The following is a 17,161-nucleotide window of genomic DNA, read 5'->3' on the forward strand; positions in this document are numbered from 1 at the left end:
TTATTACAATGAAAAAAATACTGTTTTATATTTTAATAGGAACATCATTCGTTGCTCAATCTTGTATTAATGATAATGAAGATCCGGTAGCAGTTTTACCATCCGATGGCATCATATCAGATGCTAATGTTGGAGGTCCTACACAACCCAATCAGGTGTGGATAGATCTTAGTGATATTAGTATTGTAAATGGTAAAGAAGGACCAAAAGAAACTCTTACTAAGAGAACAGATTGGGACATGGGATTTTATTCAGGAAGTTCTTTTAAGGTTATTATTAATTCTTCTGTTATGATGGCAGCAGGAAAAATTACCGGTGCTACAAATATCGATTTAGTAAAAGAATCAGATGTAGCAGCATTGAAAAATCAAGTTCAGGTTGCTAGTTTTAATCCTGCAAATGTAGCTTATGTTGATAATGTAAATGGAAATTTCCCAACAGATAATACAGCAATAGCAGATGTGAATGCGGTAGATAGTGAGAATGCTATTTATCTTGTTAATATGGGAAAAGATCTATATACAGGCAGCGTTCCTGTAGGCTCTATTGCTACGGGAGGTGATAGCAGGGGATGGATGAAAGTTCAGGTAGTAAGATCTGGAGATGGCTATAAAGTAAAGTATGCAGAACTTGGTGCAACTACTCATAAAGAACTTACGATTGCTAAAAATGCAGCATATAATTTCAATTTTGTAAGTCTTAAAAATAATAAAGAAGTTTTTATTCAGCCTGAAAAAAATAAGTGGGATATTAGCTTTACGGTATTCACTAATATCATTGAAGGGGCTGGAACTTATGTATATGGTGATTTTGTAACTACAAATATAGTAGGAGGTGCTGGTTCTTATGAAGTAAAAGTTGCTGCGAATGTTGCTGCACAAACATATAAAGATTTTAAAAAAGCAGATGTTGATGCTTCGAAATTTATTTATAATGATCAGCGCTCAATTGGTCCAAACTGGAGAAATCCTGTAGGGGTTAATGGGCTTGAAGTATATGGAGACAGATTTTATATTATAAAAGATCCTGAAGGTAATTATTTTAAACTTAAGTTTTCAAGAATTACAGATAAAGATGGAGTAAGAGGGTTCCCTCAGTTTGAATATAATCCGTTGTAAAAAATAAATCAAATAGTATATCATGAAAAAATTCATTCTTGCGGCTTCTGTGCTGGTAGCAGTGTATTCTTGTAAAAAAGAAGAAGGGGCTAAAACAGAAAATGCAACAGAACTAAGTTCAGAAACACCAAAATCTAATAATAAAATTGTAACGTTAAACGGCGGAATTACGGAAATCGTTGCCGCTTTAGGTCACGAAAAAGAAATCGTAGCAACAGACGTTACAAGCACTTATCCAGAATCTTTAAAAGCTACGGCTAAAGATCTAGGGCATATGAGATCAATGACGATCGAGCCAATCATGTCTGTAAATCCAACATTAATTTTAGCTTCTGATAAAGACATCAATCCTGAATTGATGGGTAAAATCAAAGCTTCAGGGATCAAAACGGAGACTTTTAAGCAAGAGTTTACGGTTGACGGAACGAAAAAATTAATCGCCGACGTAGCCAAAGCGATCGGAAATACAGATTATCAGAAACTAACGGATAAAATCGATGCTGATTTAAAGCAGGTACAGCCTATCGCTAAAAAACCTAAAGTATTATTCATCTATGCAAGAGGAAATATGCTGATGGTTTCAGGAAAAAATACCCCAATGGATGCACTGATCGGATTAGCTGGTGGTGAAAATGCGGTAAAGGATTTTGAAGATTTCAAACCATTAACGCCGGAAGCCGTAGTAAAGGCAAATCCTGATGTATTATTCTTCTTCTCTAGCGGACTGGAAAGTGCGGGGGGGAACGAAGGTGCATTGAAAATGCCGGGTGTTTCCCAGACCAATGCCGGTAAAAATAAGAGAATTATCGCAATGGACGGAGGTTTAGTGTCAGGTTTCGGACCTAGACTGGGTGAGGCTGCAGTAGGATTAAACAAATTATTAGTTGAAAGCACAAAGTAAATTATACTTTTACATGACAATGAGTACCATACTGCTTATTCTTATAGCAGTATGGTCTCTCAATACAGGAGTTTACGATTTTGGGGGTAAATCTGCGTTTGAAGTGTTGGGAAAAGTAATGAAAAATGACCCCGGTATATCATTAAGTGATCAGTATGTAGTCTGGGATGTAAGAGCAGCCAGAATTATCATGGCTATTCTTATCGGAAGCATGCTTTCGGTATCAGGAACAAGTTTGCAGGGATTGTTCAGAAATCCGCTGGCAACGGGAGATCTTATCGGGCTTACGGCGGGAGCAACCCTGATGGCAGCAATTACCATTGTTTTAGGAGGGTATTTCAGAGAGTATCTTCCTGAGGTAGTGCAGTTTTCCCTTGTCGGGATTGCTGCTTTCATCGGTTCGCTTTTGGCGATGTTACTGGTCTACAGAATTTCTACAAGCGGTGGTAAAACCAATGTGGTGATGATGCTTTTAACGGGTGTTGCTATTTCTGCCATTGGGTTTTCTATTGTAGGTTTTCTGATCTATATTTCAAAAGACGATCAGTTAAGAGATCTGACATTCTGGAATATGGGAAGTTTAGCGGCTGCTACCTGGACGAAGAATATTATTCTGACGGTGATTTTAATACTTTCTTACTCGGTTCTTTTGAGAAAAGGAAAGGCATTGAATGCCATGATGTTGGGGGAGAAAGATGCACAGCATTTAGGAATTAATGTTGAAAATCTTAAAAAGCAAATTGTAATCATCGTCTCATTAATGGTGGGAAGCTGTGTGGCTTTTTCAGGCACGATAGGTTTTGTAGGATTAATTGTACCCTATATTTTAAGACTTTTATTTAAGTCTAATTACAACTATATTCTGCCTTTATCGGCTATCCTGGGAAGTATTTTATTATTGACCGCAGATACGATTAGCAGGAGCATTGTACAGCCTTCGGAACTACCCATCGGAATTTTAACAGCCATGATGGGAGCACCTATTTTTATTGCTATTTTATTGAAATTTAAAAAATCAATGTAATGGTTAAAGCAGAGCAGATCAGTTATAAACATAAGGATTTTTATATCCTGAATGAAGTGGATGTAACGTTAGGCTATGGCGAATTTTTAGCCATTGTAGGTCCGAACGGAGCCGGAAAATCTAGCCTTTTGAGTGTTTTGGCGAATGAGGTGAAAAGTCATCATCAGATTTTATTTAAAGATAAAAATATCCGCGATTGGAAAGTGGCTGAATTGTCTAAACATAAAGCTAAATTTTCTCAGCACAACAGCAATGATATTCCACTTGAGGTAAAAGATGTCGTGATGATGGGACGTTACCCGTATTTCGATGCACAGCCGAGACAGGAGGATCATGAAGCCATGAACAATATGATGTATGAAACGGATGTTTATCATTTAAAAGACAGGGAATATAACACTTTGTCCGGTGGTGAAAAGCAGCGTGTACATCTTTCGAGAGTAATGGCTCAGCTACAGAATGATATTACCAATAAGCTCGTTTTTCTGGATGAACCTTTGAATAATTTAGATGTTAAACATCAATACAAAGCCTTAGAGATCATTAAAAATTTCACCAAAAAAGAAAATTCAGCGATTGTTGTGTTGCATGATTTAAATCTTGCGGCACAGTTTGCAGATAAAATTTTATTGATGAAATCCGGAAGAGTTGCCGCATACGGAACACCAACTGAAGTTTTTACCGCAAAAACCATTAGTGATGCGTATAATTTTCCGTGCACCATTTGCGACCATCCGATCACGAGCAACCCAATGATTATTTTTGGATAATATGGAAAAGAAAGACTTACAAATATTAGCACAAAATCTGGCCAATCCTCAAGGTGAAAAAGGTATTGAGATCGGTGAGATGATGAATGCCACGAATATCGGTATGACCCTGGAAAGTATTAAAACGCTTTTAATTGAAGATGATGAAACGATTCTTGAAATTGGTCACGGCAATGCTGCTCATGTTAAAAGCATTTTAAACAAAGCTCAAAACGTACAATATACAGGAATTGATATTTCTGAAACCATGCATAATGAGGCCAAAAGATTAAATGCAGAGTTTAAAGATCACGCTGAATTTGTATTATATGGAGGGAAAAAACTTCCTTTTGAAGATCAGGCTTTTGATAAAATATTTACCGTAAACACAGTTTATTTCTGGGAAAATCCGGTGGAATATTTAAATGAGATCTACAGGGTTTTAAAAGATAACGGAACATTCGTTCTTACTTTCGGACAAAGACATTTCATGGAAAAACTTCCCTTCACGGAATATGATTTCACATTGTATAATACCGATGAAATGGAGGAAACCGTTTCTAAAAGCTATTTCAAAAGAATGAAGGTCTCAGAAAAAGACGAAGAAATTAAAAGTAAAACGGGGGATGAAACCGTTAGAAGAATATACACAGTTTTAACCATAAAAAAATAACATAATGAGCACATTAGTTAACGATTTAAAGGAAAAATGGGAAGCTCTTAAAGCTGAAAACCCGCATTTGAGAATCAGAAATGCAGCTGACCAGCTTGGCGTAAGCGAGGCTGAATTATTGGCAACAAACGTAGGGGAGGGCGTGACCGTTCTGAAACCTGAATTTCAAAATATTTTAACGGAAGTTGAACAGTTAGGAAAAGTGATGGCACTTACAAGAAATGATGAGTGTGTTCACGAAAGAAAAGGGACCTACCTGAATGGAGATTTCAGCAGCCTGCACGCACAGCTTTTTGTAGGTGAGGAAATTGATTTGAGAATCTTTTTAAACCACTGGAAATTTGCTTTCGGAGTCGTGGAAGGTGATAAAAAAAGTCTTCAGTTCTTCGGAAAAGACGGGTTGGCGCTTCACAAGATCTATTTAACAAAAGACAGCAATGATGCAGCTTTTGATGTGATTGTTGAAAAATTTAAGGCTGATGATCAGAATTCTGCATTAGAATTGGAAGCTGTGGCTCCAAAAGCTGAGGAAAAAGCAGATGCGGATATCGATGTGGAAGGTTTCCAAAAAGCTTGGTCTGAATTGAAAGATACTCATGATTTCTTTATGATGACCAGAAAATTCGGGGTAAGCAGAACTCAGGCTTTGAGATTGGCTCCTGAAGGATTCACAAAGAAAATTGATAATGCGAAAGTGGTAAATGTGCTGGAGGATGCGTCTGAGAAGGAACTTCCGATCATGATCTTCGTTGGAAACAGAGGGATTATCCAGATCCATACCGGAAATGTGAAAAAAGTTCTTTGGCACCAGCAGTGGTTCAATGTAATGGATCCGGATTTCAATTTACACCTTGATGTAACGAAAATTCATGAAGCATGGATCGTAAAAAAAACTACAGAAGACGGAGAAGTTACTGCTATCGAAGTATTCAATAAGGAAGGTGATTTCATCGCTCAGTTCTTCGGAAAAAGAAAACCGGGAATTCCTGAATTGCAAGAGTGGAAAGACCTTGTAGCGGAATTGGAAAAATAAATAGTTAGATGATTTTATAAGGCCGTTTTGTTTTTTGCAGACGGCCTTTTTGTTTTAACTTAAACACAAATATCTCCACAAATACCTCATTAGTTAAAAAAATCAAAGATTTTTCTTTTTGCAGGCTTTTGAAATACTTTAAATAAATTGAATAAGGTCTTTTGCTTCTTTTGTGGTTAAATTTAGAATTAGTTTAAACAAGCTTATATTTAATAATGGTGATATTTGTGAAAACCATTGGTGTCATTCGTGTTTAAAAAAAAGAATAAAAATGAAGAATATTTTAATAGCACTATTGCTTGCAGGTTTCTGCTCATTGCAGGCGCAAAGCTTCAAAGCCTATCAGTTTTACGATAAAAAAGGAAAAGAAGTAAACACCGACAAATTGGTGAAAGATCTGGCCGATTACGACATTATTTTCTTTGGTGAAAATCATAACAGCTCTATCAATCACTGGCTTCAGCTGAAGATCACTGAGGCTTTGTATGCTCAGAAAAACGGACAGCTTATTTTGGGGGCCGAAATGTTTGAAAGAGATAATCAGTCTCAGTTGAATCAATATTTGACGGGGAAATTTGATGCTAAAACATTCAAAGATTCTGTGCGTTTATGGAATAATTATGCAACAGATTATAAGCCGTTGGTCGATTTTGCCAAGACAAAGAAACTGAATTTCATTGCCACCAATATTCCGAGAAGATATGCATCACAAACGGCAAAAGAAGGGTTAGAATCTTTGAATACGCTAACGGCAAAAGAAAAAACATACATCGCTCAGTTGCCGATTAAAGTAACGCTGGATACGCCTAGTTATACCGAAATGAAAGCGATGATGGGTGATCATGCAGAAGGTACCAAAGTGATGAATTTTATTTCTGCTCAGGCAACGAAAGATGCTACGATGGCGGAATCTATTCTGAAAAACTTTCAAGATGGAAAGACATTTATTCATTATAACGGAAATTATCACAGTAAAGAATTCGGAGGGATTTACTGGTATATCAAACAGAAAAATCCTAATCTTAAAATGGCAGTGATCTCTGTTTTTGAATCTGAAAATCCTGAACTCAAAGTTCCTGAAAAGGAGTATATTCCTACAGATTTCAACCTTGTCATTCCAAGTGATATGACAAAGACTTTCTAAAGTAAATCTGGCAACTTTGAAGCTCAGTGCAGTATTTTAACCGGCATTTTCACAGGCATAGTTAAAATCTTTATCCAAACAGAGGGATTGTTTCAGAATTAAATAGAGCCCTGGTGTTTGTGGATTTTTTGAACTAGTTCAAGTTTTTTGGTTTTTATTGTTCCTAGATTTGCAGTAACAAATTATCAAAGCAAACACAAATGATACACAAATGAGAAAAAAATAAATTTAAGATACTGTGAAGGATCCATTGAGTAACCCTATCGGTATTATGGTAATATTGTTGTTAAAAGGCTATTCATTTTTTGGATAGCCTGTTTTTCTATTATCCGTGCAGGCATGTGGATCACAGATATTGGATTAATGATGAAACCCTGCACTTTTGTCGCTCAGTAAAAACCTGAGTTCGATCAATAAAATATTCTACTCGATCAATAGGGACGGTTTTCAGCCCAACGCTATTGGTAGGTGTGTTAATAATTATAAAATCAGTATTTTAAATTGTTTTTTAATCGAGCTTAGGTTAAAAGGTTGCAGAATCTGAGTTGATATTCTAATGTTAGTCTTTTGCGCTCATAGATTTTTAAATGATGCAGATTTTTTCCTTACATTTTAAATATTGAACATAAAGGCTCATCGGTATAAAATCGTGGTAATGGTGGGAGATAAAAATATTCAGGCGTTCGTAGCAAAAAAAGACATCTAATACTGTTTTCTTTTTGAATTTACCTTACTAAATCCCGAAGGGATTATAAATATCAGTAGCGCCAGGTGAAACCCGATGAACACGTATTCAATGATGTTATAACCCCGCAGGGGTTCAATAATGTAAAGGAAACTTCAAAGATAAAATGATATAAACAACTCCCCCAAGTTTCGGACTCGATTCTTCAAATCGATTCCATTCATTTTTATCGGATTCACATTTTAAGTACCTGAATACAGTCAGACAGATACAATTAGGTGTAAGAAAAAATAACTGACTTTTTTTTGGCTTCATAATCAATAAGTAGTATATTTAACGATGATTTGATGTAATATATTGATTATTAGTTGTTTATTTGATGTCTTGAGATTGAAAATAATAACTTTATCTAAAGTATTTCTTCATTTTAAAATAGAAAAGCATAAAACATAAAAAAAAATTATTATGAAACTAACAATTATCACGATTATTTTAGGTGTTCAATTCACATGTGCACAGGTAGGAGTTAACACCATTAATCCTGGAGGAGTATTTCATGTGGACGGGGGGAAGGACAATCCACCCACAGGCGCAATTTCTGCCGATCAGCAGGAAAATGACTTTGTTATTATGGCAAACGGAAATATAGGGGTAGGAACTACTGCACCTATTGTAAAAGTAGATGTGAATGGCGTTTTGCAGGTTAAAGACACAGATGCTTTAAACAGACAGTCCCATATAAGAATTGAAAGCCGTGAAGGAGTAAGGTTAACCCTTCAGGCCACGAACAGCGGTTCTCCATATGGAAAAAAAGGAATTTTGGGTACGGCAACGGATGATGATCTCGTCTTTGTATATGAAAATGCAGGGATACTCGTTATGAATGATACAGGTCTTTTCCCCGCGGTTACTAATACCATTAATTTAGGAAGAGCCACAAATATATTTGCAAATGTTTATGCACAGAGTTTTCAGACGATCTCCGATCTCCGGTTTAAGAAAAATATAAAAGCATTGGATTACGGTCTCAGAGAAATAATGAAGATGCGCCCTGTGTCCTACAATTTAAAAAAAGGAAATGACAACCATATGCACATCGGAGTGATTGCACAGGAAATTGAAAAAATTATTCCGGAAGTCGTTACGATGGACGAAGGTACTGAAGGCTATAAGGCCGTAGATTACGTGATGCTGATTCCTGTTCTGGTAAAAGGCATGCAGGAGATGCAGAGGGAAATTGATATCCTCACTCGGACTGTTGAAGAACTGAAAGCCAAACAAAACCCGTGAGAATAGGCGTACTATAGAAGTCGGGGCATACTACAACATTGGCTAAGATTGATTTCTGATGTTGAACGGTGGCGATATTCAATGACACCAGTCGGATAAACCGGGTTCCGGGGATTGCTTTTCAACGGTAACTTCATTAAAAGTCTGCTTTTCGAAGCGGACTTTTATCGTATACAAAATCTGCTGAATGAGAAGATTTTCTACCACAGACAGATCTACCGATTTTTTTAGGCCTCTATTCTCTGAACTGAATATTGACCTGAAAAAATAAATATGAATTAAACCTTGTAAAAAAAAAACACAAATTAAAATAAATCATATTATCGTGATATACGTGGGCCTGTTCTTTATCCTGTATCTAAAATTCTTTAACAGTAAGGGTTTTGTAATGGTTTGATTTTTATACTGTTGGTGATATATTATGTTGTGGTAGTTAATTTTATTAAACATAATAAAAAATTTTCAAAAAAATTTACATAGTCGTAAAAATAATGCTTATCTTCGTGATACTAATTAATGAAAAAAAATCTATTATGAAATTACAGATTCTCACTATTTTATTGAGCAGTTCTTTTGCGTTCGCTCAAGTAGGGATTAACACAACTAATCCTCAGACTATTTTTAATGTAGACGGAGCAAAAGATAATCCGACTACAGGTGCCCCTTCAGATGCTCAGCAGCTCAATGATTTTTACGTAACAAACAGTGGCTCAGTAGGGATTGGTGTTGTCGCGCCGCAGGCTAAACTGGATGTTAATGGTAATTTGGATGTTAACAGTAAATCGGCTGCATATGGATCCTTTATCAGAGTTCGTAATTCAGACGGAGTTATAATGACTGTTCAGGCTTCTAATACTGGTACTACCTTCGGTAAAAGGGGGGTAATTGGAACGAATACTAATGATGAGCTAGTTTTCATCTATGGTACTAATTCCATTTTGGGAATGAACGGTACAACCTTGTATCCTATTACCCCTAGCGCTGTCAATTTAGGTTCAGCTGCCAATAGATTCGGTACCGTATTTTCCAATGTTAATAATACACCATCTGATATTCGATTTAAAGCGGGAATTAAAAACCTTAGCTATGGTATTAATGATGTAATGAAGATCCGTCCGGTTTCTTATTACCTGAAGGACAATATGGATTTTCATCCTCACATTGGATTTATTGCACAGGAAATGGAGAAAATTATTCCTGAAATTGTCTCTACCGATAAAGATAGCGTAGGGTATAAAGCTATAGATTACAGTAAGTTGGTTCCGGTTCTTGTCAAAGGAATGCAGGATCAGCAGAAAACCATTGAAGCTCTTACAAAAAGGGTAGAAGAGCTGGAGTCTTCTCAAAAGTAGAAAGATTTTAATTCACTATAATAAACTAACATTATAAGGTGTTAAAGTATGAGAGGGCAAAATGAATCTGCATAAGATCTTTTTGTTCTCTGATACTTTTTTTGTTTTGCCATTGTTCAGATTTTACACTGAATCGGCGGTGAAAATGTATCATAAAGACGCGTACTGGAGATCTTTGCAAGATCGTTTTTCTTTTGCCACGAATGCACTATGTCTTTTTATCTTCGCAAGGTTTTTACAGATGCTGCAGTTTCTGTTGATTTTACGTAAAGACGCAAAGATATTTTTTTTCAATACTTTATGTTTTTAGGGCGCAAAAATTTTATCAAAGATAAAATTGAGGACTGCATACTGTGGCCACAAATGCACTAATTTTATTTCCCGCAGGTTTCTCATATTTAGTCATTCCTTAAAAACCAAGTAATATTTTGATTATCAGTTTTATGCACTTATATTTCGTAAAAAATCGTTGTAAAAAATTGCAATAAATTGTATTTTTAGGATATAAAAAGTGGCAAAATGTTAGGCAAAATAAGAGAGGATTTACAGCAGAATTTATTCAAGACCAGGCTTACGGAGCTTATTAATATGGAGCATCCGGTGGTAAAATTAGCTGGGGAGATTTCCTGGGATAAAATGGAGTCAGAGTTTGAGAAATTATTTTCAGAAAACGGAAGACCTTCTATTGCTATCCGTAAAATAGCAGGAATGCTTTTGCTCAAGGAAATGTTTAAAGAAAGTGATGAAAGTGTAATAGAGAGATGGATTGAGAATGCGTATTGGCAATATTTTACCGGAGAAACCTTTTTCCAGACAGAGCAGCCTTTCGATCCGAGCAATTTTGTACACTTCAGAAAAAGAATTGGAGATAAGGGTTTGGAATTTCTTTTGGGACAAAGCGTTTCTCTCCATCCCAAAGCCAAAACAGAAGATGAAGTTCAGGTAGATACGACGGTTCAGGAGAAGAACATTACCTTTCCTACCGATGCCAAATTAGCAAAAAAAGTAATCGACAATTGTAGAAAAATAGCAGAAAAAGAGAGCGTTGTACAAAGACAAAGCTACAGAAGAGTGAGCAAACAATTATTGCGGGACGCTTTTTTTGGACATCATCCCAGAAGACAGAAGAAGGCAAAAATGGCGAGGAAAAAGCTCAGGACGATTGGTAAAAGAGTTCTTCGGGAATTGGAAAGAAAACTTCCTAAAGATGTTTTGAAAGGCTACGAAGACGTTTTTAAAATTTACCTTAAAGCACTCACCCAAGAACGTACCACGAAAGATAAAATTTACAGTCTTCACGAGCCACAAGTTGCGTGTATTGCGAAAGGAAAATCGGGAAAAGCATACGAGTTTGGGACAAAAGTAGCAGTAGTAAGAGGTCGGAAAACAGGGATCATCAGCTCGGTAAAGAGATTTTCTGGCAATCCTCACGATAGTAAAACTCTTGAAGAATCATTGGCACAGAGTGAGAGGGTAAGAAAATCCGTTGGCGGAACAAGACCTACGAAAGCCACTACAGACAGAGGATTTAAAGGAATCAAAGAAGTGGAAGGAACAGCAATTTTGCTTCCCGCAAAAAAAGAAAAAACAAAATATGGGCAACAAGTAGCCAGATTAAGATTCCGGGCAAGAGCAGCCATAGAACCTTGTATCTCTCATTTAAAAAGAAACCACTCCTTAGGATTAAACTTCCTGAAAGGAGTGGCTGGAGATATTAATAATGCATTATTAGCAGGGATTGGATACAATTTGAAGATGAGATTGAATCAAATCAAACAACAAATTCTTCTTTGGCTCGAACTTGTTCTCCGAATCTTTTTAGGCAAATATAATTTTCAAAGTCAAAAAACAGCTTTTTAAGGAGCGACTATTTAGAGTCCATCATTAGAAAATCAAAGATTTTCAAAAACTTAGGTGCACTTCTATGCAGCTTAACAATAAGCTTAAATAACTAAAGTGGTAAAAAGCTTTTGTGACTTTTGTGGTTAAATTTTAGCTACAGATGATATTGTACGGTTTTTTATCCTAATACTTTCCAGCTTTTGAAAACCCATTGGCAGAAGACATGAAACAAAGCAGGTATTGACCCTAAAATGCTACTTTAAAATCTTCCGAAAACAGATTTTATTTTACCTTTGTCAGATATTGATAAAAAATGAAGAAGCTGTTTTTTCTCTTGATGTTTTCCGTAATTTCCGGAAATGCCCAGACCCTGAGTTCCGGAGAAATTTCCATTATCAACGGAGGTGATAAGCATACGGCATTACCCATTTATCAGACTACGGATGACCATCAGCATAAAATCCTGTTAAGCCTTTCAAAAGAGGCAGATCCTTTAGATCCAAATATTGCCACCCTGGTAAAAAGAATGCAGCTTTCCCTACTGTCAACGGATGGAGGGGTCGGAATTGCCGCGCCGCAGGTAGGCATTAACAGAAAGATAATTTGGGTTCAGCGTTTTGATAAAAAAGGCGATCCGCTGGAATATTTTATCAATCCTGTGATTGTCTGGAGATCGGAATTGCAGAACTTGGGCCCTGAAGGGGATTTGTCGATTCCCGATTTCAGAGATCAGTTTTACAGAAGCAAAGTGATTCAGTTGGAATATGTTGATTTAAAAGGACAAAAATATTCAGAAATTGTTGAAGGTTTTACCGCAGTTATTTTCCAGCACGAAATCGATCACCTTTTGGGAATTTTAATTTCAGACAAAAAAGAAAAAGAGAAAAATGAATCTTATAAGCCGGTAGATGCGTTTAAGAAAAGTGATTCGGTGACGAGGTAAATTTTTAACCTGAGTTCAGGATGAGTGTACTGAAGCTTGAAGCCGGGAGCCGGAAGCTATGTTTGGTAAAATCAATCATAAATTTTTGATTTCATTGATTTTCAGTGTTGTAAAAAATGAAGCAATTACACGGGATTTTAACTTTCATCTTCTGGCTTCCAGCCCATTATCGAAGATATGGCTTCCATCAATATTTCCTCATCTTCACATTCGTCACATTTTTAATTGTAATCTTTTTTCCAACTTTTTTTAGTAAGCCCGTTTCTGCATTTCGTTTAAATACAGTCACATTGCTGGAAACGGTATTGGCTGTAATCAGAAATTTTCCGCTCGGATCAAGACCGAATGTTCTGGGATGTTTTCCCTTAACCGACTGATAACCGATGGTTTTCAGTGTTCCATCATTCTGAATAGAAAATATGGCAATATTATTTTCATTTCCGCGATTAGAAGCATATAAAAACTTTCCGTCAGGCGAAATATGAACATCAGAACTTTCAAAATCATCTTTATATTTTTCAGAATGTGTATTGATTCTCTGTACATTGTTCAGTTTCCCATTTTCATAAGAATACACGCTTACCGCACCGCCCATTTCTTCAATACAATAAGCAAATTTTCCATTAGGATGAAAGGTTAGATGTCTGGGGCCGCTTCCTGGAGTTGTTTTTGTAAAGGAAATTTCGGCTTCCTGTAACGGCTGTTTATTTTCACTTTCAAATTGGTAAGTTCTGATCTTATCAGCTCCCAGATCCGGAAGAAAAAGATAGTTGTAATGGGGAGAAAAAACCGTGGAGTGGATGTGCGAGCGCTCCTGCCGGTTAGGATTTACACTTCCTTCAATATATTGTATGTTCTGAACATAAGGCTCAATTTTTCCGCCTTCTGAAATAGGATATACTGAAACACTGCCTTGTGTATAATTTCCGTTTACCAGCCATTTTCCGTTTTGGTGAGCCATCATGTAAACCGGGTTTTCGCCGCCGCTTTTTTGCTTGCTGATGAAGGTTAAAGATTTCTTGTCAGGATTAAATGCAAAACTGCTCACACTTCCGCCATTCGGAGTTTTACTTTCTGTACAGGCAAAAAGATATTTTCCGTCGGATGATAAGGTAAGAAAAGAAGGATTTGAAATCCCTTTATAGGAAGTCACTTTTGAAAGATTACCTTTAACGGTGTCCAGTTCATACACATAAATTCCTTCTGTATCTTGATCCCAATTGTATGAACCGAAGAAAGCATATGTTTTTTGAGCATAAACAGAGAGAATTGTAGAAAAGGTAAAGGCTAGAAGTAGGAGTTTTTTCATTTATAGTTGCTCTTCGGCCGATTTCAAAATTTTAATTAATTGTTTTAATTCAGTCTTATCAAATTCGATCAGATTTTGATTGTTAAAAGACGAAGGAAGCTTAATATAGTGAATCCAATTTTTAGCATAACTGCGGTATACACAACCAAATTCAATATTACTAAGGGTAACAAACTTATATTTCGTATACTCCTGATTCTGAGTTTCATTTCCCTTTTGGTCCAAAATCTGAAGCGATAGCAGAAGTTTGATAAGTTCCGCTTTTTCAATGGTAAGGGTTTTCTTGGAAATAGTATCAAATGTTTCAGTTTCGGTCATGATTCCCAATACATTCTCTGTAGAATTATCAGACATATCTGTGGTCAGTATTTTCTGAATATTCAGGGTTTTAAATACTGCGAGATCGATCGTTCGTTTTTCAATAAGTGTTCCTTTTCTAGAATTTATTTTTAACCCTTTTGATGTTGTTAAAGGATTTTTTATGACCGGAGGAGGTGATGTCTGAGCATTTCCTGAAAAATAGAGGATACAGGAAAATACAGATATTATTTTTTTCATTTTTTCTGAATTAAAAGTGAAGATTACGTGATTTGATTTCTTTATCGAGTTCTTTCGCTTCTGATTGATTCCGCATCAGCATGAATACAAAAATCAATGGGAAAAATGTGAAAAATCCGAGTCCTTTTTTAATCGCGCTAAAGACAGCAATTCCTACAAAAAAACCTATTAATACGGCGCTTATAATGTTGGCATTTTTAGCTTTCTTTCTTTTGTCCAGTAGCTCTTCGTTTGTTAATTCTGAAATTGTTTTTCCGCTCATTCCTTGTTGTTTAATGTTGATTTTTTAGGTTATTCTGTTTTTAATAAGACTGTAATGTCTGTTAAGATGTGATAAAAATAATTATTTTATTTCTAATAACCTGAGTTCTGTTAAAATCAACAATTTAAAATTTTGATTTTATGGCTGTTAAGATATACATCAATAGTGTTGGGTTTCAGCTCAATGATAGAATTTCAAATCGAATGGGAGCTTTAGCCGGAATTTATAATCAATTTCGGCTAAAGCCTCTGGGAGTTTCATCTTTTTTAGACAGGCTGAAGCCTGTCCTTATTGATCCAGCAGAATATTTTATTGATCGAACTTATACCATTTTATCTTTGAAATTTCCTTTACCCCTATGGGGTTATACCATTATTAAATACTTGTTCGTCGGGCTTCACCCGACGCTACTGACATTTAACCCTTTCAGGGTTTATTAAGGTAAATTCAAAAAGAAAATAGTATTATACCATTTAATCATTTAACCCTCTCACGGGTATAACATTATTGAATACTTATACATCGGGTTTCACTTGACGCTGCTGATATTTAACCTTAAGGTAAATCCAAAAAGAAAAACGGTATTAGGTTAACAGCAATGGTATTTTCTCTCTGTTCAAACAAAAAAAATCTGCTTCTACAGAAACAGATTTTGTTATTTTATGACGAACTCGATCTTAGTTGTTCGTTACCGAAAGCTTTACTTCAATATTATTTCTTGTCGCATTAGAGTATGGACAGATTTCGTGTGCTTTTTCCGTTAAAGACTGCGCTTCGTCCAGCGAAACTTCAGGAATATTCACATCCAGTTCCACTGCCAGACCAAAACCTCCGTTTTCCAGTTGACCAATGCTTACTTGTGCAGCAACGGTGGTTTCCCCCGTTTTTATTTTAGCCAAACTGATCACTCTGTTCAAGGCACTGTCGAAACATGCTGAATATCCGGCAGCAAAAAGCATTTCGGGATTAGCGAAATCATCATTCGCACCACCTAAAGCCTTTGGCATTCTCACTTCAAGATCAATAATTCCGTTTTCACTTTTTACGTTACCGTTTCTTCCTCCTTTGGCTGTAACTTTTGTTGTATATAACGTTTTCATTTATTTTTCTATTTTGTTTAATATTTTTTGTACACTTTCTTTCAGATCAATCCAGTCTTGTGGCTGAACGTCTATGATATTGTGTATCTTCTCGGGAATTTCGCAAGCCTTTTGCTGAAGGCCTTTTCCGGATTCTGTGATGAATACTTCAACCACTCTTTCATCTTCTTTTTTTCTTTTTCGCCGGATAAATCCTTTGGTTTCCAATCTTTTCAAAAGAGGGGTTAAAGTACCGCTGTCGAGGTATAGTTTTTCCCCGATACTGCTCACTGGCAATCCATCATTTTCCCATAAAATCATCATTACAAGATATTGGGGATACGTGATGTCCAGTTCATCAAGAAACGGACGGTAAAGCCCTGTGATCTCTTTTGCAATCACATAAAGCGGAAAGCAGATCTGATTTTCTAATTTTAAAGATTTTGAATTTTCCATACGAATGAACATGAAAGGTTAGCTAACCTTATTTATTTTTTAATGATGAATTCCTCCATCGGTACACGAACTTTCTTCATTGTAGAAAGCCAGTCTTTTTCTTCGTCTCTGTAACCAAGATATAGCAAACTTACACTTTTTAAACCTAATTCGTTTAATCCTAGAATTTCATCGACCACCGCATTGCTGAAACCTTCCGCCGGGGTACTGTCGATTTTCAATTCTGCAGCCTGGGCTAAAGCGAAACCTAAAGCAATATACGTTTGTCTTGCGGTATGAGCAAAATGTTCTTCAGGAGTCTGTGCATTATATATTTCTTTAATTTTATCGGTATAACTTCCGAAACGCCCTCTTGGCAATTCCCTTACATCTGTATGATGATCATACACTTTGTCAATCTTTTCATTGGAGTAGCTGTCCCAGGCTGCAAAAACCAACACATGAGAAGAGTCTCTCATCACTTCCGGATTTAATGCACCTTCTACCATTTTTTCCTTTAATCCTTGATTTTCAACAATAATTACCTTGAAAGGCTGAAGCCCGGAAGAAGTAGGAGCCAGTCTTGCTGCTTCCAGTATAGTATGTAAATCTTCTTCCGATACTTTTTTGCTCGGGTCATAAGCCTTTACGGCATGCCTCCAGTTCAAATCTTCTATTAATGACATTTCTATTTATTTTAAAGTTAAACTTGTTTTTTGATTCAGAACTTTTGCCTGATCGAATTAACAATACAAATATATAAA

Annotated in this window: 18 protein-coding genes; 12 read left to right on the plus strand and 6 right to left on the minus strand. The window is 36.2% G+C overall.

Features of this window, described 5'->3' with window-relative positions; genetic code table 11:
• Positions 1–8 precede the first annotated feature (8 nt).
• From VUJ46_RS22525 to VUJ46_RS22575, 11 genes are all read left to right on the plus strand, one after another.
• Positions 9–1,118, plus strand: a complete 1,110-nt coding sequence (locus VUJ46_RS22525; RefSeq protein ID WP_326982891.1) for an HmuY family protein — start codon at positions 9–11, stop codon at positions 1,116–1,118.
• 22 nt (positions 1,119–1,140) lie between these two features.
• The gene (locus tag VUJ46_RS22530; protein ID WP_326982892.1) at positions 1,141–2,019 is read left to right on the plus strand and encodes a heme/hemin ABC transporter substrate-binding protein; all 879 of its coding nucleotides are present in this window, start codon (positions 1,141–1,143) and stop codon (positions 2,017–2,019) included.
• The gene (locus VUJ46_RS22535; RefSeq protein ID WP_326982893.1) at positions 2,003–3,043 is read left to right on the plus strand and encodes a FecCD family ABC transporter permease; all 1,041 of its coding nucleotides are present in this window, start codon (positions 2,003–2,005) and stop codon (positions 3,041–3,043) included. The genes VUJ46_RS22530 and VUJ46_RS22535 overlap by 17 nt, the downstream gene beginning before the upstream one ends.
• Entirely contained in the window at positions 3,043–3,813 is a 771-nt protein-coding gene (locus tag VUJ46_RS22540; protein ID WP_326982894.1) for a heme ABC transporter ATP-binding protein, read from the plus strand. Before VUJ46_RS22535 ends, VUJ46_RS22540 begins: the two co-directional genes overlap by 1 nt.
• Position 3,814: 1 nt before the next feature.
• Entirely contained in the window at positions 3,815–4,465 is a 651-nt protein-coding gene (locus VUJ46_RS22545) for a class I SAM-dependent methyltransferase (protein WP_326982895.1), read from the plus strand.
• 4 nt (positions 4,466–4,469) lie between these two features.
• Entirely contained in the window at positions 4,470–5,498 is a 1,029-nt protein-coding gene (locus VUJ46_RS22550; RefSeq protein WP_326982896.1) for a hemin-degrading factor, read from the plus strand.
• A gap of 271 nt (positions 5,499–5,769) precedes the next feature.
• Positions 5,770–6,642 carry a ChaN family lipoprotein gene (locus VUJ46_RS22555; protein WP_326982897.1) on the plus strand — a complete coding sequence of 291 codons (873 nt, stop codon included), beginning with the start codon at positions 5,770–5,772 and terminating at the stop codon, positions 6,640–6,642.
• Positions 6,643–7,792: 1,150 nt separating this feature from the next.
• Positions 7,793–8,617 carry a tail fiber domain-containing protein gene (locus tag VUJ46_RS22560; RefSeq protein WP_326982898.1) on the plus strand — a complete coding sequence of 275 codons (825 nt, stop codon included), beginning with the start codon at positions 7,793–7,795 and terminating at the stop codon, positions 8,615–8,617.
• Between the two features lie 533 nt (positions 8,618–9,150).
• A complete protein-coding gene (locus VUJ46_RS22565; protein WP_326982899.1) occupies positions 9,151–9,969 on the plus strand; it encodes a tail fiber domain-containing protein in 819 nt (272 codons plus the stop codon).
• Between the two features lie 519 nt (positions 9,970–10,488).
• A complete protein-coding gene (locus VUJ46_RS22570; RefSeq protein WP_326981209.1) occupies positions 10,489–11,829 on the plus strand; it encodes an IS5 family transposase in 1,341 nt (446 codons plus the stop codon).
• A gap of 295 nt (positions 11,830–12,124) precedes the next feature.
• Positions 12,125–12,754 carry a peptide deformylase gene (locus VUJ46_RS22575; RefSeq protein ID WP_326982900.1) on the plus strand — a complete coding sequence of 210 codons (630 nt, stop codon included), beginning with the start codon at positions 12,125–12,127 and terminating at the stop codon, positions 12,752–12,754.
• Positions 12,755–12,941: 187 nt separating this feature from the next.
• On the opposite strand, the gene VUJ46_RS22580 is transcribed toward VUJ46_RS22575, so the two are convergent.
• The 3 genes from VUJ46_RS22580 to VUJ46_RS22590 are packed head-to-tail and all read right to left on the minus strand — an operon-like array spanning position 12,942 to position 14,883.
• Complete coding sequence (locus VUJ46_RS22580; RefSeq protein WP_326982901.1) at positions 12,942–14,063, minus strand: lactonase family protein; 1,122 nt, start codon at positions 14,061–14,063, stop codon at positions 12,942–12,944.
• A complete protein-coding gene (locus tag VUJ46_RS22585) occupies positions 14,064–14,621 on the minus strand; it encodes a hypothetical protein (protein WP_326982902.1) in 558 nt (185 codons plus the stop codon).
• Between the two features lie 10 nt (positions 14,622–14,631).
• Positions 14,632–14,883, minus strand: a complete 252-nt coding sequence (locus tag VUJ46_RS22590; RefSeq protein WP_326982903.1) for a hypothetical protein — start codon at positions 14,881–14,883, stop codon at positions 14,632–14,634.
• Between the two features lie 140 nt (positions 14,884–15,023).
• On the opposite strand from VUJ46_RS22590, the gene VUJ46_RS22595 reads away from it, so the two are divergent.
• A complete protein-coding gene (locus VUJ46_RS22595) occupies positions 15,024–15,323 on the plus strand; it encodes a hypothetical protein (RefSeq protein WP_326982904.1) in 300 nt (99 codons plus the stop codon).
• Positions 15,324–15,560: 237 nt separating this feature from the next.
• Here the strand turns inward: VUJ46_RS22595 and VUJ46_RS22600 are convergent, their stop codons facing one another.
• From VUJ46_RS22600 to VUJ46_RS22610, 3 genes are read right to left on the minus strand one after another with little or no spacing between them, the layout of a single operon-like run.
• Positions 15,561–15,983 (minus strand): organic hydroperoxide resistance protein, encoded by a 423-nt coding sequence (locus VUJ46_RS22600; RefSeq protein ID WP_326982905.1) that lies wholly within the window; start codon positions 15,981–15,983, stop codon positions 15,561–15,563.
• Positions 15,984–16,418, minus strand: a complete 435-nt coding sequence (locus VUJ46_RS22605) for a MarR family winged helix-turn-helix transcriptional regulator (protein ID WP_326982906.1) — start codon at positions 16,416–16,418, stop codon at positions 15,984–15,986.
• A gap of 32 nt (positions 16,419–16,450) precedes the next feature.
• Complete coding sequence (locus VUJ46_RS22610) at positions 16,451–17,083, minus strand: NAD(P)H-dependent oxidoreductase (RefSeq protein WP_326982907.1); 633 nt, start codon at positions 17,081–17,083, stop codon at positions 16,451–16,453.
• Positions 17,084–17,161 lie beyond the last annotated feature (78 nt).

It is taken from the genome of Chryseobacterium sp. MYb264 (genome assembly GCF_035974275.1).
Classification (GTDB): Bacteria; Bacteroidota; Bacteroidia; order Flavobacteriales; family Weeksellaceae; genus Chryseobacterium.

Coding starts and splice junctions, on each gene's coding strand:
- VUJ46_RS22550 (WP_326982896.1), top strand. CDS start 4,470: ATGAGCACATTAGTTAACGATTTAAAGGAAAAATGGGAAGCTCTTAAA.
- VUJ46_RS22555 (WP_326982897.1), top strand. CDS start 5,770: ATGAAGAATATTTTAATAGCACTATTGCTTGCAGGTTTCTGCTCATTG.
- VUJ46_RS22575 (WP_326982900.1), top strand. CDS start 12,125: ATGAAGAAGCTGTTTTTTCTCTTGATGTTTTCCGTAATTTCCGGAAAT.
- VUJ46_RS22590 (WP_326982903.1), bottom strand. CDS start 14,883: ATGAGCGGAAAAACAATTTCAGAATTAACAAACGAAGAGCTACTGGAC.
- VUJ46_RS22570 (WP_326981209.1), top strand. CDS start 10,489: ATGTTAGGCAAAATAAGAGAGGATTTACAGCAGAATTTATTCAAGACC.
- VUJ46_RS22580 (WP_326982901.1), bottom strand. CDS start 14,063: ATGAAAAAACTCCTACTTCTAGCCTTTACCTTTTCTACAATTCTCTCT.
- VUJ46_RS22540 (WP_326982894.1), top strand. CDS start 3,043: ATGGTTAAAGCAGAGCAGATCAGTTATAAACATAAGGATTTTTATATC.
- VUJ46_RS22600 (WP_326982905.1), bottom strand. CDS start 15,983: ATGAAAACGTTATATACAACAAAAGTTACAGCCAAAGGAGGAAGAAAC.
- VUJ46_RS22610 (WP_326982907.1), bottom strand. CDS start 17,083: ATGTCATTAATAGAAGATTTGAACTGGAGGCATGCCGTAAAGGCTTAT.
- VUJ46_RS22530 (WP_326982892.1), top strand. CDS start 1,141: ATGAAAAAATTCATTCTTGCGGCTTCTGTGCTGGTAGCAGTGTATTCT.
- VUJ46_RS22595 (WP_326982904.1), top strand. CDS start 15,024: ATGGCTGTTAAGATATACATCAATAGTGTTGGGTTTCAGCTCAATGAT.
- VUJ46_RS22545 (WP_326982895.1), top strand. CDS start 3,815: ATGGAAAAGAAAGACTTACAAATATTAGCACAAAATCTGGCCAATCCT.
- VUJ46_RS22585 (WP_326982902.1), bottom strand. CDS start 14,621: ATGAAAAAAATAATATCTGTATTTTCCTGTATCCTCTATTTTTCAGGA.
- VUJ46_RS22525 (WP_326982891.1), top strand. CDS start 9: ATGAAAAAAATACTGTTTTATATTTTAATAGGAACATCATTCGTTGCT.
- VUJ46_RS22605 (WP_326982906.1), bottom strand. CDS start 16,418: ATGGAAAATTCAAAATCTTTAAAATTAGAAAATCAGATCTGCTTTCCG.
- VUJ46_RS22560 (WP_326982898.1), top strand. CDS start 7,793: ATGAAACTAACAATTATCACGATTATTTTAGGTGTTCAATTCACATGT.
- VUJ46_RS22565 (WP_326982899.1), top strand. CDS start 9,151: ATGAAATTACAGATTCTCACTATTTTATTGAGCAGTTCTTTTGCGTTC.